General features: G+C 33.8%; 27 protein-coding genes and 1 pseudogene. 21 read left to right on the top strand and 7 right to left on the bottom strand.

From position 1 onward, the window contains the following. Positions 1 to 71 precede the first annotated feature (71 nt). Both AC0J6S_RS04490 and AC0J6S_RS04485 read left to right on the top strand, forming a co-directional pair. Positions 72 to 677, top strand: coding sequence for a DUF4254 domain-containing protein (locus AC0J6S_RS04490; RefSeq protein ID WP_474955624.1), 606 nt, complete (start codon positions 72 to 74; stop codon positions 675 to 677). 53 nt (positions 678 to 730) lie between these two features. Continuing rightward, positions 731 to 1738 (top strand): glycosyltransferase family 9 protein, encoded by a 1008-nt coding sequence (locus AC0J6S_RS04485; RefSeq protein ID WP_474955623.1) that lies wholly within the window; start codon positions 731 to 733, stop codon positions 1736 to 1738. Positions 1739 to 1800: 62 nt separating this feature from the next. Here the strand turns inward: AC0J6S_RS04485 and AC0J6S_RS04480 are convergent, their stop codons facing one another. The 5 genes from AC0J6S_RS04480 to AC0J6S_RS04460 form a co-directional block, all read right to left on the bottom strand. Continuing rightward, positions 1801 to 2109, bottom strand: a complete 309-nt coding sequence (locus tag AC0J6S_RS04480) for a hypothetical protein (protein ID WP_474955622.1) — start codon at positions 2107 to 2109, stop codon at positions 1801 to 1803. Positions 2110 to 2143: 34 nt separating this feature from the next. Then, positions 2144 to 2437, bottom strand: coding sequence for a type II toxin-antitoxin system RelE/ParE family toxin (locus tag AC0J6S_RS04475; RefSeq protein WP_474955621.1), 294 nt, complete (start codon positions 2435 to 2437; stop codon positions 2144 to 2146). Continuing rightward, positions 2430 to 2681 (bottom strand): type II toxin-antitoxin system ParD family antitoxin, encoded by a 252-nt coding sequence (locus AC0J6S_RS04470; protein ID WP_474955620.1) that lies wholly within the window; start codon positions 2679 to 2681, stop codon positions 2430 to 2432. The genes AC0J6S_RS04475 and AC0J6S_RS04470 overlap by 8 nt, the downstream gene beginning before the upstream one ends. Before the next feature lie 72 nt (positions 2682 to 2753). Then, the gene (locus AC0J6S_RS04465) at positions 2754 to 2936 is read right to left on the bottom strand and encodes a hypothetical protein (protein WP_474955619.1); all 183 of its coding nucleotides are present in this window, start codon (positions 2934 to 2936) and stop codon (positions 2754 to 2756) included. Between the two features lie 225 nt (positions 2937 to 3161). Beyond that, positions 3162 to 4214, bottom strand: coding sequence for a 2Fe-2S iron-sulfur cluster-binding protein (locus tag AC0J6S_RS04460; protein WP_474955618.1), 1053 nt, complete (start codon positions 4212 to 4214; stop codon positions 3162 to 3164). Positions 4215 to 4364: 150 nt separating this feature from the next. Here AC0J6S_RS04460 and AC0J6S_RS04455 point away from each other — a divergent pair, with 150 nt between their 5' ends. The 18 genes from AC0J6S_RS04455 to atpG all read left to right on the top strand — a co-directional run bounded on the left by AC0J6S_RS04455 (position 4365) and on the right by atpG (position 19594). After that, entirely contained in the window at positions 4365 to 4706 is a 342-nt protein-coding gene (locus AC0J6S_RS04455) for a PadR family transcriptional regulator (RefSeq protein ID WP_091166558.1), read from the top strand. 10 nt (positions 4707 to 4716) lie between these two features. After that, positions 4717 to 5370: a hypothetical protein gene (locus tag AC0J6S_RS04450; RefSeq protein ID WP_474955617.1), complete on the top strand. Its 654-nt coding sequence runs from the start codon at positions 4717 to 4719 to the stop codon at positions 5368 to 5370. Between the two features lie 4 nt (positions 5371 to 5374). Continuing rightward, positions 5375 to 6046: a hypothetical protein gene (locus tag AC0J6S_RS04445; RefSeq protein WP_474955616.1), complete on the top strand. Its 672-nt coding sequence runs from the start codon at positions 5375 to 5377 to the stop codon at positions 6044 to 6046. Then, entirely contained in the window at positions 6043 to 6714 is a 672-nt protein-coding gene (locus tag AC0J6S_RS04440; RefSeq protein WP_474955615.1) for a hypothetical protein, read from the top strand. The genes AC0J6S_RS04445 and AC0J6S_RS04440 overlap by 4 nt, the downstream gene beginning before the upstream one ends. A 341-nt stretch (positions 6715 to 7055) precedes the next feature. Further along, the gene (locus AC0J6S_RS04435) at positions 7056 to 7367 is read left to right on the top strand and encodes a GIY-YIG nuclease family protein (RefSeq protein WP_474956323.1); all 312 of its coding nucleotides are present in this window, start codon (positions 7056 to 7058) and stop codon (positions 7365 to 7367) included. Positions 7368 to 7491: 124 nt separating this feature from the next. Beyond that, positions 7492 to 8199, top strand: a complete 708-nt coding sequence (locus tag AC0J6S_RS04430; protein WP_474955614.1) for a hypothetical protein — start codon at positions 7492 to 7494, stop codon at positions 8197 to 8199. Between the two features lie 47 nt (positions 8200 to 8246). Further along, positions 8247 to 9716 (top strand): DUF5687 family protein, encoded by a 1470-nt coding sequence (locus AC0J6S_RS04425; RefSeq protein ID WP_474955613.1) that lies wholly within the window; start codon positions 8247 to 8249, stop codon positions 9714 to 9716. A gap of 55 nt (positions 9717 to 9771) precedes the next feature. After that, complete coding sequence (locus tag AC0J6S_RS04420; protein ID WP_474955612.1) at positions 9772 to 10467, top strand: ABC transporter ATP-binding protein; 696 nt, start codon at positions 9772 to 9774, stop codon at positions 10465 to 10467. Positions 10468 to 10792: 325 nt separating this feature from the next. Then, positions 10793 to 13417 (top strand): type IX secretion system periplasmic lipoprotein PorW/SprE, encoded by a 2625-nt coding sequence (porW, locus tag AC0J6S_RS04415; RefSeq protein ID WP_474955611.1) that lies wholly within the window; start codon positions 10793 to 10795, stop codon positions 13415 to 13417. Between the two features lie 5 nt (positions 13418 to 13422). Next, positions 13423 to 13821: a bactofilin family protein gene (locus AC0J6S_RS04410; RefSeq protein WP_474955610.1), complete on the top strand. Its 399-nt coding sequence runs from the start codon at positions 13423 to 13425 to the stop codon at positions 13819 to 13821. Continuing rightward, on the top strand, positions 13796 to 14035 hold the full coding sequence (locus tag AC0J6S_RS04405; RefSeq protein WP_474955609.1) for an AtpZ/AtpI family protein: 240 nt from the start codon (positions 13796 to 13798) through the stop codon (positions 14033 to 14035). Before AC0J6S_RS04410 ends, AC0J6S_RS04405 begins: the two co-directional genes overlap by 26 nt. After that, on the top strand, positions 14032 to 14415 hold the full coding sequence (locus AC0J6S_RS04400; RefSeq protein WP_474955608.1) for a hypothetical protein: 384 nt from the start codon (positions 14032 to 14034) through the stop codon (positions 14413 to 14415). The genes AC0J6S_RS04405 and AC0J6S_RS04400 overlap by 4 nt, the downstream gene beginning before the upstream one ends. 131 nt (positions 14416 to 14546) lie before the next feature. Continuing rightward, positions 14547 to 15698 (top strand): F0F1 ATP synthase subunit A, encoded by a 1152-nt coding sequence (gene atpB / locus AC0J6S_RS04395; protein WP_474955607.1) that lies wholly within the window; start codon positions 14547 to 14549, stop codon positions 15696 to 15698. Between the two features lie 41 nt (positions 15699 to 15739). Continuing rightward, positions 15740 to 15940 carry an ATP synthase F0 subunit C gene (atpE, locus tag AC0J6S_RS04390; protein ID WP_026708812.1) on the top strand — a complete coding sequence of 67 codons (201 nt, stop codon included), beginning with the start codon at positions 15740 to 15742 and terminating at the stop codon, positions 15938 to 15940. A 77-nt stretch (positions 15941 to 16017) separates the two neighbouring features. Continuing rightward, positions 16018 to 16509: a F0F1 ATP synthase subunit B gene (locus tag AC0J6S_RS04385; protein WP_131908001.1), complete on the top strand. Its 492-nt coding sequence runs from the start codon at positions 16018 to 16020 to the stop codon at positions 16507 to 16509. Between the two features lie 2 nt (positions 16510 to 16511). Further along, positions 16512 to 17045 carry an ATP synthase F1 subunit delta gene (gene atpH, locus AC0J6S_RS04380; protein WP_131908002.1) on the top strand — a complete coding sequence of 178 codons (534 nt, stop codon included), beginning with the start codon at positions 16512 to 16514 and terminating at the stop codon, positions 17043 to 17045. A 38-nt stretch (positions 17046 to 17083) separates the two neighbouring features. Continuing rightward, a complete protein-coding gene (gene atpA / locus AC0J6S_RS04375) occupies positions 17084 to 18661 on the top strand; it encodes a F0F1 ATP synthase subunit alpha (RefSeq protein ID WP_113664748.1) in 1578 nt (525 codons plus the stop codon). Positions 18662 to 18733: 72 nt separating this feature from the next. Then, a complete protein-coding gene (gene atpG, locus AC0J6S_RS04370; RefSeq protein ID WP_474955606.1) occupies positions 18734 to 19594 on the top strand; it encodes an ATP synthase F1 subunit gamma in 861 nt (286 codons plus the stop codon). Between the two features lie 91 nt (positions 19595 to 19685). On the opposite strand, the pseudogene AC0J6S_RS04365 reads toward atpG, so the two are convergent. Next, positions 19686 to 21836 (bottom strand): annotated as a pseudogene (locus AC0J6S_RS04365) (peptidase domain-containing ABC transporter). A gap of 63 nt (positions 21837 to 21899) precedes the next feature. Between AC0J6S_RS04365 and AC0J6S_RS04360 the strand changes: the two are divergent. After that, complete coding sequence (locus AC0J6S_RS04360; protein WP_474955605.1) at positions 21900 to 22262, top strand: four helix bundle protein; 363 nt, start codon at positions 21900 to 21902, stop codon at positions 22260 to 22262. Positions 22263 to 22306: 44 nt separating this feature from the next. Here AC0J6S_RS04360 and AC0J6S_RS04355 read toward each other — a convergent pair whose 3' ends face one another. Beyond that, complete coding sequence (locus AC0J6S_RS04355) at positions 22307 to 23449, bottom strand: HlyD family secretion protein (protein WP_474955604.1); 1143 nt, start codon at positions 23447 to 23449, stop codon at positions 22307 to 22309. Positions 23450 to 24036 lie beyond the last annotated feature (587 nt).

The following is a 24036-nucleotide window of genomic DNA, read 5'->3' as shown; positions in this document are numbered from 1 at the left end:
ATTAAACTAATAGTTATTTTTTTATGGTATAAAAGTATAAAAAGTATCTTTGTCTTTTAATATATAAAGATATGTTTTCAAAATTAGCGTACGCCGTATTCGAACAAAGTATCAAAGAGTATCATCAATTTGATAATGTTGATCAGCCCATAAATAATCCTTTTCCGAAGGATAAATTCGAACATTTATTGTATCACAAGAACTGGATTGACACTGTTCAATGGCATTTTGAGGATATTATCCGTGATCCAAATATTGATCCTGTTGCAGCTTTGACATTGAAAAGAAGAATCGATGCTTCTAATCAGGAACGCACGGATATGGTGGAATATATTGACAGTTATTTTCTTCAGAAATACAGTCATGTTGTAGTAAAAGACCATGCAAAAATCAATTCTGAAAGTCCGGCTTGGGCTTTTGACCGATTATCGATATTAGCATTGAAAATTTACCACATGCAAGAAGAAGCTACTCGTGCTGAAGCTTCACAAGAGCACAGAGATAAATGTCAGATAAAGTTGAATATTTTATTGGAACAAAGAACTGATTTGTCTACTGCAATCGATGATTTGTTGACCGACATTGCAAACGGCGATAAATTCATGAAAGTGTACAAACAAATGAAAATGTACAATGATGATGATTTGAATCCTGTTTTGTATCAAAACAAAAAGTAAAAGATATTTTGAACATTAATTAATTGTCCAAAAAAATCAAACATATAGCCGTCATGAGACTTTCCGCAATGGGAGATGTCGCCATGACGGTTCCTGTTTTACGGGCTTTTGTAAACCAGTATTCACAAGTTAAAATCACGGTTATTTCCAGACCGTTTTTCAAACCCTTTTTTGAAGGAATTCAGAATCTTTCTTTTTTTGCTTTCGATGAAAAAGAACGGCACAAAGGATTTCTTGGATTGTTGCGTTTATTCCAAGATTTGAAAGCTTTACAAATTGATGCTTTCGCCGACCTACACAACGTTTTACGTTCTAAAATCGTCCGAAATCTTTTTGCTTTAAGCGGAAAAAAAACAGCCTCGGTAGTTAAAGGAAGAGCAGAGAAAAAAGCATTAACGCAACCCGAAAATAAAGTGTTCCAGCAACTTCCAACGATGTTTGAAAGACACATCAAAGTATTTGAAGAACTTGGTTTTACTGTTGATTTATCGCAGGCAGTTTTTCTTAAAAAAGCAGTTTTGAGCCCGGAAATTTTAGCATTAATTGGAACAAATCATCAAAAACTGATAGGTATAGCTCCTTTTGCACAATACAATTCTAAAGTTTATCCGTTGGATTTAATGCAACAAGTGATTGATAAATTGGCTTTGGATAAAACCAATACCATTTTACTTTTTGGCGGTGGAAAAAAGGAAATTGAAATCTTAGATTCACTTGCTTCCAATAAGAAAAACGTCATCAATATAGCGGGGAAAATTAAGTTTCAGCAGGAATTACAACTCATTAGTAATCTTGATATAATGCTTTCAATGGATTCTGGAAATGCACATATTGCAGCCATGCTTGGCGTAAAAGTCATCACGCTTTGGGGCGCGACGCATCCGTATGCGGGATTTTTACCGTTTAATCAGCCATTAGAAAATGCTTTGGTGTCTGATAGGAATCAGTATCCTAAACTACCAACTTCGGTGTATGGTAATAAAAAAGTTGCAGGTTATGAAGATGCCATGCGAACGATTTTGCCAGAAACAATAGTTTTAAGAATAAAAAAGTTCTTTTGAACCATTAGGGCATTAAGTTATTTTAAAAGTAATGAAACTTAATTCCTTAATGGTATAAAAATTCAAAGCCAGATTTTCTCATCGCGGCAACGCACCAAAATGTACCGTTTTAAATTCGAAATGGTTTCCTGATAATTTGGAGCATCATACCCAAAACGGTCGTGTTCGGCTTGTTCTTTCTCGATAGCATTGCAGCCTTTTATGACTTCTTTGAGCATATCGAGCATCGCTAATTCTTTGTTGTTTGTTTTTTGAAATTTGAATTCTACGATTTCATCTTGTAATTGCTCACAATATTCCAAAAGTTGCGCTACTTCCGGCTTATCAAGAAGGGAAGGGTTGTTTTTGAATATTTCTCGAAGGGATTTCATTTTAAAATAATAGTTTTTACAGTGTAAGTTTAGTTTAAAGCTTAGATTTCAAATCCATTCTTTCGTGAAGAATTCTTATTATTTCTATTTCTTTGACCGAAATAATTCTATAAAAAATAATGTGATGATTGGTTTTAAATCCTAAAAAGTTAGGTTGAATTAACTCATAATTTTTCCCAAAGTTGGGATAATTGGCTAATTCCTGACAAGATTCTAATAGGAGTTTGTAATACTTATTGGCTTGTTTTTCTGACCATTCCTCATAAGTGTATTCCCAGATTTCAGCTAAATCGTTAACAGCTAAATTGGTCAAATAATATTTAGCCATTTGCTTTTTTCTTTGCTTGTAACGTTTCTAAGTGTTTTTTTGGATCAAAGTCTTTAGCAAATCCACTATCAATGCCTTCCTGAATGGCATTTTTTAATAGTAAAACTTTATCTTCTTCCTCTTCTAGCATGCGAAGTCCGGCTCGAATTACCTCACTTGCATTTTGAAACCGACCTTTTGAAATACTTTTTTCTACAAAAGTTTCAAAATGATTTCCTAAAGAGACGGATGTATTCTTTCCCATGATTTCAATTTTTTACTAAAGTACCAAAATTTGGTAACATTTGAAATATTTTTTTGAAAATTTAACTTATCATCATAGAGAAGTAATCATTTGAGCGATTCCAATTAGGATCATTACAATTCCAGCAAGATTTCCTTGCCATGTTTTTGTGTTCTTTGAAAACAACTTGGACAAATGCAAATCTGTACTAATGTCTTTTCTCATATAAATCAAAATTATAATTCCAAAAATAATAAAACCTATTCCCCAAAACATAGTATTCAATTTTAAGTTAATTGATAATTTCCTGTTGTTTTCAGCACAATTTTGATCGCTAGACACTCACTTCCATATGCATAAGAAAAAACACATAAAGGTGAACAAAAAACGGTGTGCATCTTGATTATCAAATCGTTTCGTTAATATACTAAAAATCAAATTTTCTTAAAACAAAAAAACTTCCCTTTTCAGAGAAGTTTTCAGTATCATTTATACTATTTCCTAAACGTCATCATAATCTACATAGATAGTTTCAGATGTTGGATGCGCTTGACAGGTAAGAATAAGTCCATCGGCGATTTCTTTATCGGTAAGGATAGAATTTTTAGTCATTTCGGCAGTTCCGGAGGTAACGCGAGCCAGACAGCTGCTGCAGATTCCGCCTTGGCACGAATACGGAGCATCAATACCTTGCTTTAAAGCGGCATCAAGAACGGTTTGTTTTTGTGACATTTCGAAAGTTGTTTCCTCGTCATCCACCATGATGGTGATTTTTGAATGGCCGCCTAACGATTTTTCTATTTTATTTTCTTTGGTTGAAGAAGCAAATAATTCGAATTTAATATTAGATTCTTTTACATTATGTTCTTTCAAAACTCCGGAAACGATATTGATCATTTCTTCTGGTCCACACAAATAGAACTTATCAAATTCCAATTCCTTGTGTTTGTTATTCAGAACAAAATTCACTGTCGATTTCTCAATTCGTCCAAACAAAGCAGGTTCTACTTTGGCTTGACTGTAAACATAATGTACAAAAAGGCGTCCGACATATTGCAACTGCAAATCGTGTAATTCTTGGTGAAAGATGGTTTCTTCAGGCGTTTTGTTCCCGTAAACCAATACAAAAGTACTCTTTGGTTCGTTTTTCAATACTGATTTTAGGATAGACATCACGGGTGTGATTCCGCTTCCGGCAGCAAAAGCCGCGTAGTTTTTTTGTCGGTCCGCTTGTGGTTCAAAAGTGAATTTTCCTTCCGGTTTTCCCACTTCAAGAACATCGCCTGATTTGAGTTTTGTATTAGCAAATTGAGAGAAAGCACCGTTTGCGACCGCTTTCACAGCAATGCGTAATTCCCCGCTGTCAGGAGCTGAGCATATAGAATACGCACGACGAATTTCTTCACCGTCCAAGGTTAATTTTAGATTGATATATTGACCCGCAACAAAAGTATAATTTGCTTTTAATTCTTCAGGTACGTTAAAAAGTATGGAAACAGCGTCTTTGGTTTCGCGTTTTACTTCTTTTATGATTAATTTCAGAAAGGATGACATGATATTTTTTTTGCAAATATAGTAAACAGAATAGGTTTTTTGAATTCAAAATATTTGAAAATTTTAATACCTAAAACTATTATGTATAATAATCTTATGTATATTTGTTTTTGAAAATTAGACCGCTTCGTGTCTCGCAAGTACAAAAAAATGAAAAACTCACAACTATACAAAGGAAGTCTGAATACGATTATCATGAAATTGCTGGAGGAAAACGGCAAGATGTACGGCTATGAAATAACCCAGAAAGTAAAAGCGATTACACAAGGCGAACTCAACATCACCGAAGGCGCTTTGTACCCGGCTTTGCACAAACTGGAAGCCGAAGGTTTGCTGGACGTAGAAATCGAAAAAGTGGATAACCGCATGCGTAAATATTACAAACTGACGGAAACCGGGCAGAAAGAAACCGTAAACCGACTCTCAGAACTCGAAGATTTCATTCGAAACATGCAGAGTTTAGTGAACCCAAGTCCAAAATTAGAATTTTAATTTTTTGAAGATGAAACTAACCACCGAACAAATAGAATGTATTAATCAAACTTTAATTAAAAAAGGGGTGAAGTTTGACGATTTGAAAATGGAAGTTTTAGATCATATTGCTTCACAAATTGAATATGAGATGGCAACCACCCAAAAAACATTCCCAGAAACATACAATCAAGTTTTTGAAAGATGGAATGACGAATTTGAACCCACTAGAGCTTTTTTTTCGCTAAGAACCTATTATCCTAAACTAGCAAGGAGTAAATTTGGAAATCAAATAAAACTTGAAATATTTACAACAATTACAATCGCCGCATTATTGTTCTTTAGTTTTCAATTGGTATCGGATTTAAATACAAAACTGCAGTTTATTATCTGGATTAAAAAAGTGTTTTTCTACGCTTATATTGGGACAATACTATCGATGTTTATTTTTAAATTTTTCAATGCAAAATCAAAAGTGTCGTCTACTTATAAATATTCATTTGATGCTCGATTTCCTTCTATTTTCATTTGGTTAGCTTTCATTTTTAATGATGCTATCCCAAATGATACAACCAATCAGAATTTGTTTATTCTGTCGATGGGCTGTCTTTTTATGTATTTACTGTCTACTGTTTATTTAGGATTTAAGCATTATCAATTCCAAAAGAAAATTTCAATACAATAAAGCCATGAAACTAACCAACCAACAAATCGCCCAGATAGAAGAAACCTTAGTTTTAAACGGTCTTGTTTATGAAGACATTAAATTAGAAGTTACTGATCATATCGCTTCAGAAATAGAAGAAAAAATATGCAATGATACGAGTTCTTTTGAAGTTGCTTTCACAGAAGTTTTTAATAAATGGAAACCAGAATTAAAACCATCCTTTTCTGGGTTAATAGGTTTTACAAACCCTAGAATAATGACTATTAAATGTCATAAAATAGTAAAAAGACAATTATTTACTGCAATTACAATTTCTTCTTTGATTGCGCTCGCATCAATGGTATTTGTAAGAAATTCGAGCTATGGATTGGTTCTAACAAATATTCAAGGAGTTTTGAGATCATTTGTTCTTGTCGAATTTTGTTTGGTTATTTTGGCTTGGGGTTTAATTTGGCAATCAAAACACCAAACCACTTATAGTTATTTGATGAAGAAAAAAAGTTTTGGTCTCATCATTGTTCTTTTTATGCTTGGTATTGGTTTGTTTCCAGTAATGTTAAATCATCCAGATGCTAAAATTGCTTTTGTATCTGTTTTTACCGCAATGACTTATGTTTTAATCACTGGAATTTACCTTCAATTGGCATACAAACATTTTCAATTTGAAAAAAAATTATCATTTACCAAACCATGAAACTAACCACCGAACAAATAGAATATGTATCTAATTATGTCAAATCATTTGATATAAAACACTATGAATTACAAGTAGAATTGACGGATCACATGGTCATTAGTATGGAGGAAATTTGGGAGAAAGATCCGGAACTTACTTTTCATCAAGTGAAACAGTATGCTGAAAATAAGTTTGTAGGCGATTCTAGTTTTAAATCTATTGAAGAGGAAAGAAAACGTATTTTGCAAAAAGAGTACAGGAAAGTACAATGGAAAATGATAACTGAATACTTGAAATTCCCTAAAATAATTGGAAGTATTTTGTTAGTATATCTTGCATATACTTTTTCAGCTTATTTTGTTAGTCCTCAAAAATATTTAGGGGGATTATTTTGTTCTTTATTACTCATTGATTTGCCATCGTTGTATTACTGGTGGAAAAGCAAAGAAATTGAAGGTAAACATTTTTTAACTTTAGAAACCTTACAACCTAATCCTTGGGTATTTTCTTTTCCTAATTTGGGAATGGGTATGAGTAATCTACTGGGACAAGAACTACAACAATACCAATGGTTAGTGTTACTCTTTTGTTGTATTTGGGTATTAGGAATTTTGATTTCAGTTACAGCAATCCATCTTCAAAGGAAGACAATTGTGAATGTCAAAAAACAATACCAATTAAATTAATCCTATGAAACTAAACACAGAATTCAGATTATCAACCCAGTAGTTTGTCATGCTGAGGAACGAAGCATCTCTACAAGTTGCTCACAGTTCATTTAGCCAACGCATGTATAAGGCTCGTATAGAATTTAGTTACTTAAATTACTCATAATGCAGTGATGCTTCGTGCCTCAGCATGACAAATAGCAAGAATGAAACAATTACATGTAGTAGTTACAGTATTGAAGTGCAGAATAAATTTTTACATATAACTAAATAATTATCAGTTAATGTTCGAACAATTTTGTCATGCTGAGGAACGAAGCATCTCTACAAACTTGAATTTCATTTTAAAAATAAAAGACATGATTGAATATCAAGAAGGTTTTCATACCTATTATGTATACATATTAACCAATAAAGCGAAAACTGTTTTGTACACTGGAGTTACAAATAATTTAAAAATTCGACTACAGCAACACAAAGAATCCTTGAATCCGAATTCTTTTACAGCCAAATATAACGTTCATTTTTTGTTGTATTTCGAGAAATTTACTTGGATACAACTAGCAATTGCAAGAGAGAAAGAAATTAAAGGATGGAAAAAAGACAAGAAAATTACACAAATAAAAACAATTAATCCGGAGTTGAATTTCCTTAATCACTTGTTTGAATAATAGAGCAGCGATGCTTCGTTCCTCAGCATGACAAAAAGAAGTGTTTTCGATTTACACAAGTTTATGTTCAAAAGCTAACAATCAAAAAAACTATAAGAAAATATCGATTAACTTAATTTTTAAAATGAAACTAACTTCCCAACAAATAGACCAGCTCTACCTTTTTACCCGCCAGCATTATGTGGAATATTATGATTTGCAAACGGAACTAGTCGATCATTTGGCAAATGCTATTGAAACCGAATGGCAACAAAATCCCAAACTTACTTTTGATGAAGTGTTAAACAAAGAATTCAAGAAATTTGGGGTTTTTGGTTTTATGGATGTGGTCAAAAGTCGTCAAGCTGCTTTAGGAAAAAAATACAACAGTATCGTTTGGGAACATTTTAAAGATTTTTTTGGTATTCCTAAAATTGTCTTAGCACTCGCAATGACTGTTTTATTGTTCACTGTTTTAAAGGTAAGTACCTATCAAGAGTGGACTATAATTGGTTTATATCTTGCGTTGTTTGGTTTTACGATTTATGAAATGATTAAATCCCTTAGGCAAAGAATTAATAAAAAGAAATTACAGCAAAAAAGATGGTTGTTTGAAGACATCATCAATCAATATGGAACTTTTTCTGGTGCTATACTTTTACCCTTTAATGTATTGTTACAACTATTCAATCGTTTTGATAGCTATGTAACTAATGATTATTTTTTACTAGCAATAAGTCTTGTTTTAGTATTATTATCTGTTATTCTTTTCATCATTTTCAAAATAATCCCTTCCAAAGCCCAAACCTATCTAGAACAAACCTACCCGGAATATAAATTAGAAAATTTGTAACGTTTTCTTATTTTGACTACATATTACCAAACCAAAATAACCAAACTATGATTCAAAAATTCCTTTATCTCGAATGGAAAGCATTTTTTAGGTCAGCTTCCTTCGCAACTAATTTGGCTTTGAAAATCCTGATGGGTTTTGTTGCCGTTTATTTCATTTTAATTTTCTTGGCATTGGGAGTTGGAGCCTTTTATATTTTAAAGAAAATGAATTTGGATCCCATTGTAACCGTTAATCAATTCATGATTTATTATGTATTGATGGATTTAATCATCCGATTGCTGTTGCAAAAAATCCCGGTGATGAACATTCGCCCGATGTTGATTTTCCCCATAAAAAAATCCACGATTGTTCATTTCTCACTAGGAAAAACCGTTTTGTCCTTCTTTAATTTGGTGCACGCCTTTTTCCTGATTCCGTTTTGTGTTGTTTTAATCATTGAAGGCTATGATGTACTTTCCGTAGTGCTTTGGTACACTGCCATCTTTTCTTTGCTATTTATCAACAATTTTCTGAATATTCTACTGAGTAACAAGGATAATTTATTTGCCATCTTCTTAGCAATAGCTGCCGTTTTGGGAGGATTACACTATTATGGACTCTTTAATATCACGGAAATTACAGCGCCATTTTTTAATGCCATTTTCAATACGTATTGGGCTTTTGCCATTCCAGTATTAGCATTAATCGCTTTATATTATGTCACGTTCCAGTATTTCAAAAAGAATTTATATCTGGATGCGGGATTGTCTAACAAACATGATGTAGCCAAAACGGAGGAGCTGACTTGGTTAAACCAATTTGGAACCATAGGAACCTTCTTAAAAAACGACATTAAATTAATCAAAAGAAACAAACGTTCTAAAACCACTGTGGGATTGAGCGTCATGTTCCTTTTTTATGGCTTTCTTTTTTTTACTAATAGTATTGAAGCTTACAATAATCCTGTCATGCATATTTTTGCAGGGATTTTCGTTTCAGGTGGATTCTTAATTACTTTCGGACAATTTGTACCGAGTTGGGACAGCGCGTATTACCAGTTAATGATGACGCAAAACATTCCGTACAAAGGTTATTTGAGTTCGAAGTGGTGGCTAATGGTGATTGCTACAATTGTAACCACAACCATTGCGTCGTTCTATCTTTACTTTGGAATTCATGTGTATTTAACCATAGTTGTGGGTGCGATTTATAATATCGGAGTCAATTCTCATTTGGTTTTACTGGGTGGTGCTTACACCAAAACACCTATCGATTTGAGTTCTGGCAAAGGTGCTTTTGGTGACAAAAAAGCATTCAATGTAAAAACAATGCTTATCTCAATTCCGCAATTAGGATTACCGGTTTTATTGTATTGGTTTGGTTCAAAATTTGGAAACCCAAATATAGGCTTAGCGCTAGTAGCAGGGGTAGGAATAATTGGATTTGCCTTCAAAGAGAAAGCATTTTCCGTGATTGAAAAAATCTATAAATCAGAGAAATACGCGACCATTGCGGCTTACAAACAAAAAGGATAATCCAGCGATTAACGAAATCAACAAATAACCGAATAACGAATAAACTTTTTCAAAAATGATACAAGTAAATAACCTTTCGAAAACATACAACGGAACAACCGTATTAAAAATAGATAATTTAGAAATAAAAAAAGGCGAAAGCTTTGGATTAGTAGGTAATAACGGCGCCGGAAAAACCACTTTTTTTAGCCTTTTATTGGATTTAATCCAGCCGTCAACAGGAAATATCATCAACAATGATGTTCAAGTAAACACCAGTGAAAACTGGAAACCGTTCACCGCTTCTTTCTTGGATGAAAGTTTCTTAATTGGCTACTTAACTCCGGAAGAATATTTCTATTTCATTGGCGATTTACGCGGACAAAACAAAGCCGATGTCGATGCTTTATTGGCCACACACGAAGAATTTTTCAATGGAGAAATACTTAAAAACAAGAAATATTTACGCGATTTATCCAAAGGAAACCAGAAAAAAGTGGGTATCATCGCTACCTTAATCGGAAATCCGGAGGTTATTATTCTGGATGAACCGTTTGCTAATTTAGACCCAACCACACAATTCCGATTAAAAAAAATCATTAAGGATTTAGCTGATAATCCGGAAGTAACCGTACTGGTTTCCAGCCATGATTTACTGCACACCGTTGAGGTAAGTGACAGGATTGTCGCGCTGCACAAAGGCGAAGTGGTCAAAGACATTCAAACTTCTCAAGAGACTTTACAGGAATTAGAACTGTTTTTTGCGGTTTAAAATTTACGCAACAGACTCAGACAAAATTTTACCGCTAATTTGCGAATTGTATACTCCAATGCGTTTATACAATTTGTGAATTAGCGGTTTTATTTGGGCGTAACCCTGCGTCTCGTCCCAAAAGCCGAGACTTCGGGTCGGGCTGTCCGCTGTATCTTTATTTTCTTAAAGAAAGAAAATAAAGGATGCCGCTTCCATCCCTTACGCACTCGCGGATTACCCAAATATAACGTCATAATTTTCACGATAGCAAAAAGAAATGTATTTTTACCAGTGCATATACTAAAAAGTATATTTAATAGTTAATTGATAAAATCGTTTTCCATTGAAAATCAATATATTTAAACCGTTATCCTTCTTGTTATTTTTGGCTTTTTTGGTAGCTTGTTCTACTAAAAAAGACACCTTTATGGCGAGGAATTCACATGCTTTGAGTACCAAATATAATATTTTATACAACGGTCAAGTAGGCTTGGATAAAGGAGTTGAGGCGGTAAATGCCAATAGCGATGACGATTTTTGGCAACTTCTGCCGGTAGAAAAAATGCAAATCGTAGAAGATTTCACTTCCACAACAAAACCTAAAAACACCGATTTTGAATTGGCAGAAACCAAAGCCACCAAAGCCATTCAAAAACACTCAATGAACATTGGCGGAAAAGAAAAAAACAGCCAAATTGACGAAGCGTATCTAATGCTTGGAAAAGCTAGATATTATGACCAACGGTTTGTTCCTGCGCTCGATGCATTCAATTATATTCTGTACAAATACCCAAACAGCAGCCGAATTTATGAAGCCAAAATTTGGCGAGAGAAAACCAACATGCGTCTGGGAAATGATGCTTTGGTCATAAAAAACATCAGTAAATTATTAGAAGATCACGAAGTAAAAAAACAAGTTTTTGCAGATGCAAACGCACTTTTGGCAGCTTCTTTTTTAAACATGGAGGAGAAAGACAGTGCAGTTGCTAAGATAAAACTCGCCATCGAATTCACCAAAGTAAATCAGGAGAAAGCTCGTTACCGTTTTGTTTTGGGACAATTGTATCAAAGCTTAGGATACAAAGACAGTGCGGTTACTTCCTATCAATCCGTGATTGACATGAACCGGAAAGCGGAGCGAAGATTTGTGATTCAGGCACATGCTAAAAAAGCGGAGTTGTTTGATTATCAATCGGGAGATTCGGTTTCTTTTGTAAAAACATTCGATAAATTGATTCAAGACCGTGAAAATCGTCCATATAAAGATTTGATTTTTCATCAAATGGCGGTATTTCACGACAAACAAAACAATCAGAAAACAGCTTTGAATTTTTACAATGCATCGTTACGAACGAATTCAAAAGACACCTATTTAGTAGCGTCAAATTATAGAAATTTAGGAAACATGTATTTTAGAAATACGGAATATCCTGCCGCAGCAAAATACTATGACAGTACTTTGGTTAAACTGAATAACAAAACAAGGGAATTTGCAAAAATCCAAAAAATAAGAAGCAACCTCGATGAGGTGATTTTGTATGAAGCGCTGGCAAAACGAAACGACAGTATTTTAAATGTGGTTTCGATGAATTCTACGGACCGTTCGGCTTATTATGAAAAATACATTATTAAATTAAAGGAACAAGATGAGGTTAAAAGGCTTTTAGACGAAAAAAATAAAGCCAAACAGGAAAATATGAATAGAAACAATTCGATTACATCGATGGATCCTGTTTCTGGTCAAGTTCCCACAAAATCAGTTCGAAAATCACCCATGGCTCCTCCTACTATTGCCAGTGTGGCTTCTCAATCAGCACCGGGTAATTTTTATTTTTATAATCCTACAACAGTAGCTTTTGGTAAAGTAGAATTCAAAAAAAATTGGGGTGAAAGAACTTTAAATAGCAACTGGCGAATCGCATCGGCAAATGCAAATCCAACTGCAGTTGATTCTTTGAGTGTAAAGAAACAAACTGTTGGAACGGAAGCGGACTCAAATAAAATAGTCGAGCAATACACAACTGATTTTTATCTTAAGCAACTTCCAACCGCACAAGTAGAATTGGACAGCATCAACAAAGAACGCAATTTTGCGTATTATCAATTGGGAATTATTTATAAGGAAAAATTCAAAGAAAATGATTTGGCTATCGCTAAATTAGAGCAATTATTAAACAACAATCCTGAAGAAAAATTGGTTCTTCCAGCGATGTATAATTTGTACAAATTATATCAAATCACTGATGTAAATAAAGCTACAGCGTTAAAAAATAAGATCTCAACGCAATTTCCTGATTCTCGTTACGCGCAAATTATCAATAACACAAATCCAAGCGGAACTTCTCAAAACGAAACGCCGGAAAGTGTTTATAATAAATGGTATAAAGCATTTCAACAAGAACAGTTTGTTAGTGTGTTGGAAAATTCAGACGCTTTGATAAATCAGTTTTCGGGAGATGAAATTGTATCTAAATTTGAGTTGCTGAAAGCAAATGCCATTGGTAAACTAAAAGGCTTAACTGCTTACAAGAATGCATTGCAAGTGGTGGCAGACAATTATCCGAACAGTGAAGAAGGTAAAAATGCACAAGTTATTCTGACTGAACAAATTCCTTTTTTAGAAAAAATGGAGTTTAATACAGTGGAGACCAATAATTGGAAAATTCTATATACAGTAGGTAAAAAGGAAGATAATGATACAAAAGCTTTGGAAGAAAAAATAAAGAAGTTTATTAAAGAAAATAAATTTCAGGAGCTATCGCACTCTTATGATTTTTATAATGAGAAAGAAAGTTTTATTACCATTCATGGTTTAAATTCAGCAGCTTTTGCAAATAATATTGTTGCAAAGATTCAAGCTGATAAGTCTCTTGAAAGTAATCAGACCTCAATTGTGGTTTCTAATCAAAACTATAAAGTAATTCAGATCAAGAAAAGCCTTGACGCATATATAGCACTAAAAAGATAATAATTATGTTTGACAAAAAACAAAAATCCTACACTGATCTTTTGGGAAAAACCAATCGAATCGTGGAAGGAACTACCATAAAAGGCGATATCATTTCGCAAGCTGATTTTAGATTGGACGGAAATTTAATAGGTAACTTTCAGTCGGCCGGGAAAATTGTCATTGGTCCAGCGGGAAGTGTCACTGGTGATATTGTCTGTAAAAATGCGGATATCGAAGGAAAATTTGACGGAAAAATTCAAGTTGAGGAGCTTTTAAGCATTAAAGCAACAGCACATATTAATGGTGAAGTATCCGTAGGAAAATTATCAGTGGAACCAGGTGCTGATTTCACCGCTTCTTGTACAATGAAAACCAGTAACAAAATTCAGAACTTGAATGATGGACAGCAAAACACCAAATAAAAACAATTCGAATAAATGGTTGGTATTTTTGGGAATTCCGTTTCAAATGGGAGTTGTCATTTTCGCATTCACTTATTTTGGGATGTGGCTGGATGAAAAATATTCAGATGAATCGTCATCCTTTTACACTATTATATTGTCATTATTATCTGTTTTTATTGCACTCTATAACGTAATTCGCCAAGTCAAAAATATTAATAAAAACAACGAATGATCAATTTTTTCTCGTTTCTGAAGTATTTAGTGCCCTTCACACTACTCTTATTTTTTGCTCAATATTATGGTTCATCGGCCTTCGGTCAAGATCATGATTTCTTTTACGCTACTTGGAGTATCTATCTTTTCCTGTTTGTAACCACACTTTTAATATATGTATTGTTGCTTTTTGTAAATGCTAATTTTCCGGATTTCACCGGTTTTGCGTTTCTGGGCACCACTTTCGTAAAAATGATGGCGGCTGTTGTTTTTTTGATTCCATTGATTCAATCAGAAGGGCGAGAAACTAATTTGGATATAGCGGCTTTTTTCATCCCTTATTTCCTATTTTTGCTTTTTGAAACCGTTTTTGCAGTACGATTAATAAATAAAAGATAAGTTGCTTGAAAATAATGCAATATGATTGTAAAATTCATTTTTTAAAATCATCATTATAATTTTCAATTTTGAATTAAATATGTACCTTTGCAAAAAATTTTAAAAACGTAAAATCAGATACACAATTAATAATGGTAATTTCTAAAAAATCACTTCAATTCCTGTTAGTTACTTTTCTAGCGTGTATGCCGTTGGTCACTTTCGCAAATCCAACAGCGGATAGTCTTCAAAATCACACTGAAAACGCTGCTCCTACCGCAGAAGCACACGGAGAAACAGGTCATTCTGCTGAAAAAGAATTCAATGCTACGGAACTGATTAATGATCACATTGGAGATTCTCATGAATTTCACATTGCGGATTATGATGGTCATCCTATTACGTTTTACCTTCCTGTAATATTGTGGACAAACAACGGATTGGAAATTTTCTCTTCTGAACAATTTCACCATGATAATGAAGGTCACCATGTTGTTGATGTGAATGGTCAAAAATTAGTTCGTTTCAACGAAGTTATTTTTTACGAAGACAAATTTGAAACCCTAACGGAAGATGAAAGAAAAAACGGTGCTTTTGCGTTTGACGCCAGACCACTTGATTTTTCAATCACTAAGAATGTTTTCTCGATGTTGATGTCAGCTCTTGTATTGTTCTTTTTGTTTCTTGCAGTAGCTCGTTCTTATAACAAAAACAAATTAGCGCCAAAAGGAATCGCTGGATTTCTAGAGCCATTAGTGATTTTCGTTAGAGATGAAATCGCGATACCTAATATTGGAACCAAAAAATACGCGAAATATATGCCGTATTTATTGACTATATTTTTCTTTATTTGGATTAACAACCTTATTGGATTGATTCCTTTTTTCCCTTTCAGTTCAAACCTTACCGGAAATATCTTCTTTACATTTGTATTAGCATTGATTACTTTTATTGTAACTTCTTTCAGTGCCAACAAAGAGTATTGGAAACATATTTTTATGCCTCCAGTTCCTAAAGCATTATATCCTATTATGATTCCTGTAGAAATTATCGGAATGTTGACAAAACCTTTTGCATTAATGATTCGTTTATTCGCAAACATTACTGCAGGACATATTATCATCTTGAGTTTAGTCTCATTGATTTTTATATTCAAAACAGTAGCCGTTGCGCCTATTTCTGGAGCTTTCGTATTGTTCATGAGTGTACTTGAAATGTTGGTTGCGGCGTTGCAGGCTTATGTCTTCACGTTGTTGACAGCGTTGTTTATTGGTCAGGCCGTAGCAGAGCATGATCATCATTAAAATGTGTTTTATTAATTATTAACTATATTAAATTTAGTATTATGGTATTAGCTGGAATCGGAGCTGGATTAGCTGTTATTGGTGCAGGTCTAGGTATTGGAAAAATTGGTGGTTCTGCAATGGACGCTATTGCTCGTCAACCTGAGGCTGCTGGAAAAATCCAGACTGCTATGATTATTGCTGCTGCACTTATTGAAGGTGTTGCACTTTTCGCAGTAGTTGTTGCGTTGATCGCACAATAATTAAAATCTAAAACTTCCTGATACGGTTGGTATCAGGGAGTTTTTATTTCTAAAACAAACTTTTTAAATATAAAAATATGAATTTAACAGCACCAGAGAGTTTAATTTTTTGGACCTCGATCATCTTTATAGTTTTCTTTATCCTTTTAAGAAAATTTGCTTGGAAACCAATTCTTGGCGCAGTAAAAGGTAGAGAAGATTCAATCAATGACGCTTTATCTTCAGCAGAAACTGCTCGCAGAGAAATGCAAAATCTTACTGCAGAAAACGAACGTATTCTTCAGGAAGCAAGATTAGAGCGTGACTCTTTATTGAAAGAAGCGCGTGAAATGAGAGAAAAAATGATCGCTGATTCTAAAGCTGATGCACAAGCAGAAGGCGCAAGAATGATCGAACAAGCTAAAACAGCTATCTTAGCAGAAAAAAATGCGGCTATGGCTGAATTGAAATCACAAGTTTCATCATTGTCATTGAGTATTGCTGAAAAAGTATTAAAAGATGAATTATCTAACAAAGAAGCTCAAACAAAATTGATTGAGAATATGTTAGGTGACGTTAAATTGAACTAATTATGGCAAGTACAAGAGCAGCAATTCGTTATGCAAAAGCAATTTTGGACTTAGCAAACTCAAAAAATGTTGCCGAAGCAGTAAGCAGCGATATGAATACTATTGCTACCACTATTAATGGGAATTTAGAATTGAGCACTTTTATTCAAAACCCTACTATTAAAGTTGCGGTGAAAGAAAATGCATTGTTAGAGGTTTTTGCAGGTATCAATGGTGTGACTCAAGGGTTGTTTCATTTGTTATTTGAAAACAAAAGATTCGAAATATTAGGAGCTATTGCTACTGAATATGGTAAGTTATCTGACTTAGAAAATGGTATTGAGCTTGCACAAGTGACTACTGCTATTCCTATGGATGCAGCTTTAGAAGCACAAGTTTTAGCGAAAGTGGCAACACTTTCAGATAAGAAAATAACAATTGAAAACATAGTAGATCCTGCAATTATTGGAGGTTTTATTTTGAGAATAGGTGATAAGCAATACAACGCTTCAGTTGCCAACAGATTACAAGTATTAAAAAGAGAGTTAAGTAATTAGTTTTATTGCACATTTAAGTGTTTAAATTATAAATTAAGATGGCGGAAATCAAACCTGCTGAAATTTCAGCAATATTAAGAAAGCAAGTAGAAGGTTTTGAATCTGGTGCTACACTAGAAGAAGTAGGAACCGTACTTCAGGTTGGAGATGGTATTGCTCGTATTTACGGGCTTTCTAATGTTCAATATGGAGAATTAGTTGAATTTGACAATGGATTAGAAGCTATTGTTTTGAATCTTGAAGAAGACAATGTAGGTGTGGTACTTTTAGGACCATCTACAGGAATCAAAGAAGGTTCAACTGCAAAAAGAACACAACGTATTGCTTCTCTTAAAGTAGGAGAACAAATGGTAGGTCGTGTAGTAAACACTCTTGGTTTTCCAATCGATGGAAAAGGACCAATCGGTGGAGATTTATACGAGATGCCTTTAGAAAGAAAAGCTCCTGGAGTTATCTTCCGTCAGCCCGTTACTGAACCATTACAAACAGGTATCAAAGCAGTAGATGCAATGATTCCAGTAGGTCGTGGACAACGTGAGCTAGTTATTGGTGACCGTCAAACAGGTAAATCAACTGTTTGTATCGATACTATCTTAAACCAAAAAGAATTTTACGATGCAGGAAAACCTGTATTTTGTATCTATGTAGCTATTGGACAAAAGGCTTCTACTGTAGCAGGAATTGCTAAAATGTTAGAAGAAAAAGGTGCAATGGCGTATACTGTAATCGTTGCTGCAAACGCATCTGATCCAGCTCCTATGCAAGTATATGCTCCTTTCGCAGGTGCTGCAATTGGAGAATATTTTAGAGATTCAGGTCGTCCAGCTTTAATTGTTTATGATGATTTATCTAAACAAGCTGTTGCATACCGTGAGGTTTCTCTTTTATTAAGAAGGCCACCGGGACGTGAAGCATATCCTGGAGATGTTTTTTACTTACACAGTCGTTTATTAGAACGTGCTTGTAAAGTTATTGCAGATGATGGAATTGCTAGAAATATGAACGATTTACCAGATTCATTGAAATCAATTGTAAAAGGTGGTGGTTCATTGACTGCTTTGCCAATTATTGAAACTCAAGCTGGTGACGTTTCTGCTTACATCCCAACAAACGTAATTTCGATTACAGATGGTCAAATTTTCTTGGATGGAGATTTGTTTAACTCTGGGGTTCGTCCTGCAATTAACGTAGGTATCTCGGTATCTCGTGTTGGAGGAAATGCACAAATTAAATCAATGAAAAAAGTTGCAGGTACATTAAAACTAGATCAAGCACAATTCCGTGAATTGGAAGCGTTTGCTAAATTTGGTTCTGATTTAGATGCAGTTACTTTAAACGTAATTGAAAAAGGAAAAAGAAATGTTGAAATCTTGAAACAAGGTTTGAATGATCCATATACTGTTGAAGACCAAGTAGCAATTATCTATGCTGGTTCTAAAAACTTATTGAGAAATGTTCCTGTGAACAAAGTAAGAGAATTTGAGAAAGATTTCTTGGAATTCTTGAACAACAAACACAGAGCAACTCTTGATGCGTTGAAAGCAGGAAAATTAACAGACGAAATTACAGATGTAATCGAAACTGTAGCAAAAGAATTATCAGCAAAATATAACTAATATAAGTGAATAGTGAATAGTGATTAGTGAAGAGCTAATTACTATTTACTTATTACTAATTACTAGAAAACAATGGCAAATTTAAAGGAAATCCGTAATAGAATTACTTCCGTTTCATCTACGATGCAAATTACATCAGCAATGAAAATGGTTTCTGCAGCAAAGCTAAAGAAAGCACAAGATGCAATCACAGCGATGCGCCCTTATGCCGAAAAATTAACGGAATTATTGCAAAATCTTTCTGCCACACTTGAAGGTGATGCTGGTGGAGCGTTTACAACGCAGCGCGAAATCAAGAAAGTATTACTTGTTGTAGTAACCTCTAACAGAGGTTTGGCAGGTGCTTTTAACACAAATGCAATCAAAGCGGCTAAAAGCCGTGCTGAATTTTATGCAGGTAAACAAGTTGATGTTTTTGCCATTGGTAAAAAAGGAAATGATGTTTTAAGCAAAACATTATCGGTTGTAGACAATCAAAGTACTGTTTTTGATGATTTGACTTTTGATAACGTGGCTAAAATTGCAGATTCACTAATGGAGAAATTCGTTGCCGGTGAGTACGATAAAATTGAGTTGATTTACAATCAATTTAAAAATGCAGCTACACAAATCGTTCAAACCGAACAATTTTTGCCTTTAGCACCTATAAAATCTGATCTTACAGTAACACCTGGTGATTATATTTTTGAGCCATCTAAAGAAGAAATCGTGTTAACATTGATTCCAAAATCTTTGAAAACACAGTTGTATAAAGGGATTCGTGATTCATTCGCTTCAGAGCACGGAGCGCGTATGACTGCTATGCACAAAGCAACTGATAATGCTACAGAATTGAGAAATCAATTGAAATTGACTTATAACAAAGCGCGTCAGGCTTCTATTACTAACGAAATCCTAGAGATTGTTGGTGGTGCTGAAGCATTGAATGGGTAATGTAGTATTGATTCAAAATATATTCTAAGAGCCAACAGCTGTTGGCTCTTTTTTTGTTTTAAATAAATTGTTCTTAAGGGATTTTTTTTAACTACTGTAATCCTTGTTTACCCCATAAATCAGAATATTTTCCTTTTTGTTCTAATAGTGCATTATGATTTCCGGACTCTACAATATTTCCATTTTCCATTACCAAAATAGTATCTGCGTTAGCTATAGTACTCAATCGATGGGCAATGACAATAACTGTTTTCCCCTGAGATTTAAAATTATCAATCACTTCTTTTACAATGCGCTCCGAATTAGTGTCTAATGAAGAAGTGGCTTCATCCATTAATAATACTTCTGGGTTTTTATACAAGGCTCTTGCTATAGCAATACGTTGTTTTTGTCCTCCAGAGAGCATGGCTCCATTTTCCCCAATTTGGGTTTCAAAACCATTGGGTAATTTCTCCACAAACTCTGTAATTCCCAATTGTTTGGATAAATCTAAAATACGTTGAATATTAGGAAAAGAATCTCCTAAAGCTATGTTTTCGATAATATTTCCCGAAAATAGATTGAGCTGTTGCGGAATGACACCAATACAATTGCGTAGACTCTGATAATGAATAAATTGAGAGTCGTACTCTCCAATATAAATTTTTCCTTCTTTTATGGGATATAAGTTTTGCAATAGTGAAATCAGTGTCGTTTTACCACTTCCGCTTTCGCCAACGATAGCCGTGGTTTCATTTTTCTTGAAAACAGCATTAAAATTTTTGAAAACTTCTGTTCGAGAGCCATAACGAAATGTTACATTTTCGAATTTTATATCTCCCATGTTTTCTCTTTGTAATTCGACTTTATTTTCTGTTTCTTCTCGTTCTAAATCCATTATCTCAAAAAGTCTGTCGGCTGCTATCAGTGCATTTTGCGCCGTTTTATTCATCCCAATCAAGGAAGCAACAGGCGAAGTGAAGTACCCGATCAAAGCGTAAAATGAAAATAATTCTCCTGGAGTAATGGCTCTGTCAATAACATAACCCGAACCAATCCACATAAGAATAACGGTAAAAATAGAAGCCAAAAACTGTGTAGAAGTCCCCGCGAAAACACTGTTTAAACCTGATTTATAGGTGGTAAATAACAGTTTTACAAACTTGTTTTCTGTTTTTAGATTAGAAAATTCTTCTATTCCAAATTCTTTTACCGTTCTGATATGCGTGACACTTTCAACCAATTGCGTTTGCAATTCGGCAGCATTCTCCATGATAATGCGTTCCACTTTTTTATTAAACTTATTTTAAATAAAATAAATAGCTCCATAAAAAGGAATCACCAACAAAATTACCAGCGCTAATTTCCAATAATACGTAAACATCAGCGTGAAGGAAAAAATTACAATGAAGATATTGACAATCATATCAATTGCCACTTCATTGATGAAGGATCTAATTTTTACAGCATCGCCAATCCGGGATGTGATTTCTCCCACTTGCATCGTGTCAAAAAAACGTTGTGGCAGATGAAGCAAATGTTTATAGTATCCCAAAATTAATTTAGCATCAATTAATTGCCCCGTTTTCATAACAAAAACACTCTTTTTAGAACCGATGTAGGCTTGCAGTATAATAATACCAATCATAGAAACACTCAGCAGATTCAGTAAATTTCTGTTGCCTTCCATCAAAACATAATCGGTAATTTTTTGGATATAAATGGACATGGCTAATCCTAAAACGGTAAAAAGTATGGCACCTACCAAAGCCTGAATTAAAATGGTTTTATGTGGCTGTACCAAATCCCAAAAGCGTTTTAATGGAGTAACTTTTTCGTTGTATTCCTTGAAATCATCATTCGGTGCAAAAAGAATTAATACACCAGTCCAGATTTTTTGAAATTCTTCATACGTATAGGTTTCCATTTTGCCATAGGCAGGATCCATTGCTTCAATTTTGGTCTTGTTAACGGAATAGATAACAATGTAATGATGCAATTGTTCTTTTACTATAACGTGAGCAATAGCAGGCAGCGGAATTTTATCAATAGCATCTATGCCTCCTTTTACACCCTTGGTAGAAAAACCCATTTTTTCGGCAGCTTCAATTATCCCCAGCACATTGGTACCTCGTTTATCTGTATTGGCAAATTGACGAATTCGGGCTATGGGCAGATTAACTTTGTAATGATTGCCAATAGAAGCGAGACAAGCAGCACCACAATCTTTGATATCATGTTGTTTTATTTTTATTGAGGCCATTATTTAATTAGAAATTAGTAGTTAGAAATTAGTAATTTTGATTTTCTATAAATTAATTTCTTTATGAAAAACGATAATCTTATTCATGTAAAGTCAAAAAAATTTGCAATTAGAATCATCAATACTTTTAAGTATTTACAAACAGAGAAAAAAGAATTTGTTTTGTCTAAACAAATGCTTCGAAGCGGAACAGCAATTGGTGCTTTAATTAAAGAAAGTGAATTTGCCCAAAGCAGAAAAGATTTTCTGAACAAATTGTACATCGCTTTAAAGGAAGCAAACGAAACCCACTATTGGATTGAACTATTGTTTGAAACGGAATACATTACAAAAATAGAATTTGATTCATTGTCTAATGATTGTCTTGAAATAATAAAACTATTGGTGGCCATAACTAAAAAATTGAAAGAAAGTTTAGGTAATTAAAAATTAGCAAGTAGAAATTAGCAATTTTCGCCAATTACTAATTTCTAACTCCTAATTTCTAATTGTTTTGGGTTGAGCCAATCATCTACTTTGTCAAACAATAAATCAAATAAACTTCTTCTCGTAATGATGTACCGCGTAGTGAGTGTCATTCCTTTTGTAATTTGGGTTTTGTAACCGGATTGCAATTGCATTGCGGTAGTTTTCAGCCCACAGCGCACTTTAAAAAAAGCTTGTTCTCCTTGAATAGTAATGTTACGGTCAATATCGATCACTTTTCCTTCAAGCAGTCCCCATTGATTGTAATTGAAAGCATCTAATTGGAATTTTACTTTTTGGTTTTTCTGTATCAATCCAATATCGTTAGGTGAAACGGTACTTTCTACAATCAATTGATCTACTGCCGAAATAGCGGCAATGGGTTGCGAGGCATTCAGGAAAGAACCGGTTTGAATCCCTGAGAAATTTTCTATAGTGCCCGATAGAGGGGCAGTAATAACATAATTCTTGGATTCAACGGTTATTTTTTGGAGTGTTCCATTTAGGTTTTTGAGTTGCTCTTCGAGTTCTCTTTTTTTGTTTTGCCACACACTGCGTTGGTTTTTCTCGAATCCAGAAAGTGCTTGTTGGGCATACGTATAATCGAAACTGTATTTTTCGAATTCCGCTCTGGCAATCACGCCTTTGTCATACAATTGCTTGTTGCGATCATAGCCTATTTTGGCTTGTCCAATTTTACTTTGCAATTCACTTTGTTTGCCCGCATAGCTGTACCATTCTTGTTGTATTGCAGGTGTTTTCAGCGTATTGCTTTTGCTTAAAATGACAAGCGATAAATCATCAACCTGATCTTGAACAGTTGAAGAAACTTCCTGATTGGTGGCTTTCTCCGTATCAAGGTTTTCTTGTGTTAGTTGTAGCAGCGTATCGCCTTTTTGCACGATACTATTGTTTTTGAGATTGACAAATGTCACTTTACCATTCACCAAGCTGGTTACCGGAACATTATCTGTAGTACTACGTACTATGCCACGGCTTTGGCTACTGATATCGATTTTGATAACAGGCAATAGTGCCAGAAAAATAAGTATAGCCAGGACCAACACCAAGTATATGGAAATACTCTTGGTTTTGTTTTTGGCAATAAGATTTTCTAGGGTGTTTATGGGGTCTTGACTGAAGTTCATCAGGATTTTTTTATAAATAATGAAAATTATTTTAACGATTATACAGAAAAGAGGTTTAGAATATGGACTGTGAAATTCAGCCCAAGTGTGCACAAATTAGGAAACATTAGCTAGACATATTTTCTTATTATAGGTATATATAAAAGTAAATTAAATCTCTAAAAGTAGACTATTTAGAGATTAAGACATAAAATAAACTGTCCAAATATATTTTGAAAGATTTAATTTATTCTTCTTCTGAAAAAGATAAAATACTTAAAACATTATTTTTTAGGTTTTAATAATTTTAGTTTCAAAGTAATTGCAATAATTATTAGCAAAAAAAATAAAGGATAAAAAAAAGGAAAATCTAAATGAAAAAAAAATCTTAGAAGTGCAATTATGATAATGGAACTGTAAATAAATATTTGAGCTGTTTTCATATTGAAAAAAAATATATAATTAAAATTTAGTTGGCCAATAAAAAAAGATTAATAAAATTGAAAAAATAGCGTTTTTTTAGTTGACTGTTTGCAGGTTGTATGAGATTAAATTATAAGTTTTACTCTAAAAAGGATTCTTTAATAAAAATGAAATAGAAATTTTTT

Source organism: Flavobacterium sp. TS_SC_5, from assembly GCF_056156265.1.
Note: the sequence above shows the minus strand (reverse complement) of the source record. Positions and strands in the feature narration are given on the sequence as shown.

Excerpts from the sequence above, each read along its gene's own strand:
- atpB (WP_474955607.1), top strand. The coding sequence starts at position 14,547 with ATGGTAATTTCTAAAAAATCACTTCAATTCCTGTTAGTTACTTTTCTA.
- AC0J6S_RS04470 (WP_474955620.1), bottom strand. The coding sequence starts at position 2,681 with ATGGGAAAGAATACATCCGTCTCTTTAGGAAATCATTTTGAAACTTTT.
- atpG (WP_474955606.1), top strand. The coding sequence starts at position 18,734 with ATGGCAAATTTAAAGGAAATCCGTAATAGAATTACTTCCGTTTCATCT.
- AC0J6S_RS04465 (WP_474955619.1), bottom strand. The coding sequence starts at position 2,936 with ATGTTTTGGGGAATAGGTTTTATTATTTTTGGAATTATAATTTTGATT.
- AC0J6S_RS04445 (WP_474955616.1), top strand. The coding sequence starts at position 5,375 with ATGAAACTAACCAACCAACAAATCGCCCAGATAGAAGAAACCTTAGTT.
- AC0J6S_RS04475 (WP_474955621.1), bottom strand. The coding sequence starts at position 2,437 with ATGGCTAAATATTATTTGACCAATTTAGCTGTTAACGATTTAGCTGAA.
- AC0J6S_RS04455 (WP_091166558.1), top strand. The coding sequence starts at position 4,365 with ATGAAAAACTCACAACTATACAAAGGAAGTCTGAATACGATTATCATG.
- AC0J6S_RS04440 (WP_474955615.1), top strand. The coding sequence starts at position 6,043 with ATGAAACTAACCACCGAACAAATAGAATATGTATCTAATTATGTCAAA.
- AC0J6S_RS04425 (WP_474955613.1), top strand. The coding sequence starts at position 8,247 with ATGATTCAAAAATTCCTTTATCTCGAATGGAAAGCATTTTTTAGGTCA.
- atpA (WP_113664748.1), top strand. The coding sequence starts at position 17,084 with ATGGCGGAAATCAAACCTGCTGAAATTTCAGCAATATTAAGAAAGCAA.
- atpE (WP_026708812.1), top strand. The coding sequence starts at position 15,740 with ATGGTATTAGCTGGAATCGGAGCTGGATTAGCTGTTATTGGTGCAGGT.
- AC0J6S_RS04430 (WP_474955614.1), top strand. The coding sequence starts at position 7,492 with ATGAAACTAACTTCCCAACAAATAGACCAGCTCTACCTTTTTACCCGC.
- AC0J6S_RS04385 (WP_131908001.1), top strand. The coding sequence starts at position 16,018 with ATGAATTTAACAGCACCAGAGAGTTTAATTTTTTGGACCTCGATCATC.
- AC0J6S_RS04405 (WP_474955609.1), top strand. The coding sequence starts at position 13,796 with ATGATGGACAGCAAAACACCAAATAAAAACAATTCGAATAAATGGTTG.
- AC0J6S_RS04450 (WP_474955617.1), top strand. The coding sequence starts at position 4,717 with ATGAAACTAACCACCGAACAAATAGAATGTATTAATCAAACTTTAATT.
- AC0J6S_RS04400 (WP_474955608.1), top strand. The coding sequence starts at position 14,032 with ATGATCAATTTTTTCTCGTTTCTGAAGTATTTAGTGCCCTTCACACTA.
- AC0J6S_RS04460 (WP_474955618.1), bottom strand. The coding sequence starts at position 4,214 with ATGTCATCCTTTCTGAAATTAATCATAAAAGAAGTAAAACGCGAAACC.
- AC0J6S_RS04410 (WP_474955610.1), top strand. The coding sequence starts at position 13,423 with ATGTTTGACAAAAAACAAAAATCCTACACTGATCTTTTGGGAAAAACC.
- AC0J6S_RS04360 (WP_474955605.1), top strand. The coding sequence starts at position 21,900 with ATGAAAAACGATAATCTTATTCATGTAAAGTCAAAAAAATTTGCAATT.
- AC0J6S_RS04355 (WP_474955604.1), bottom strand. The coding sequence starts at position 23,449 with ATGAACTTCAGTCAAGACCCCATAAACACCCTAGAAAATCTTATTGCC.
- AC0J6S_RS04480 (WP_474955622.1), bottom strand. The coding sequence starts at position 2,109 with ATGAAATCCCTTCGAGAAATATTCAAAAACAACCCTTCCCTTCTTGAT.
- AC0J6S_RS04435 (WP_474956323.1), top strand. The coding sequence starts at position 7,056 with ATGATTGAATATCAAGAAGGTTTTCATACCTATTATGTATACATATTA.
- AC0J6S_RS04490 (WP_474955624.1), top strand. The coding sequence starts at position 72 with ATGTTTTCAAAATTAGCGTACGCCGTATTCGAACAAAGTATCAAAGAG.
- AC0J6S_RS04485 (WP_474955623.1), top strand. The coding sequence starts at position 731 with ATGAGACTTTCCGCAATGGGAGATGTCGCCATGACGGTTCCTGTTTTA.
- atpH (WP_131908002.1), top strand. The coding sequence starts at position 16,512 with ATGGCAAGTACAAGAGCAGCAATTCGTTATGCAAAAGCAATTTTGGAC.
- AC0J6S_RS04420 (WP_474955612.1), top strand. The coding sequence starts at position 9,772 with ATGATACAAGTAAATAACCTTTCGAAAACATACAACGGAACAACCGTA.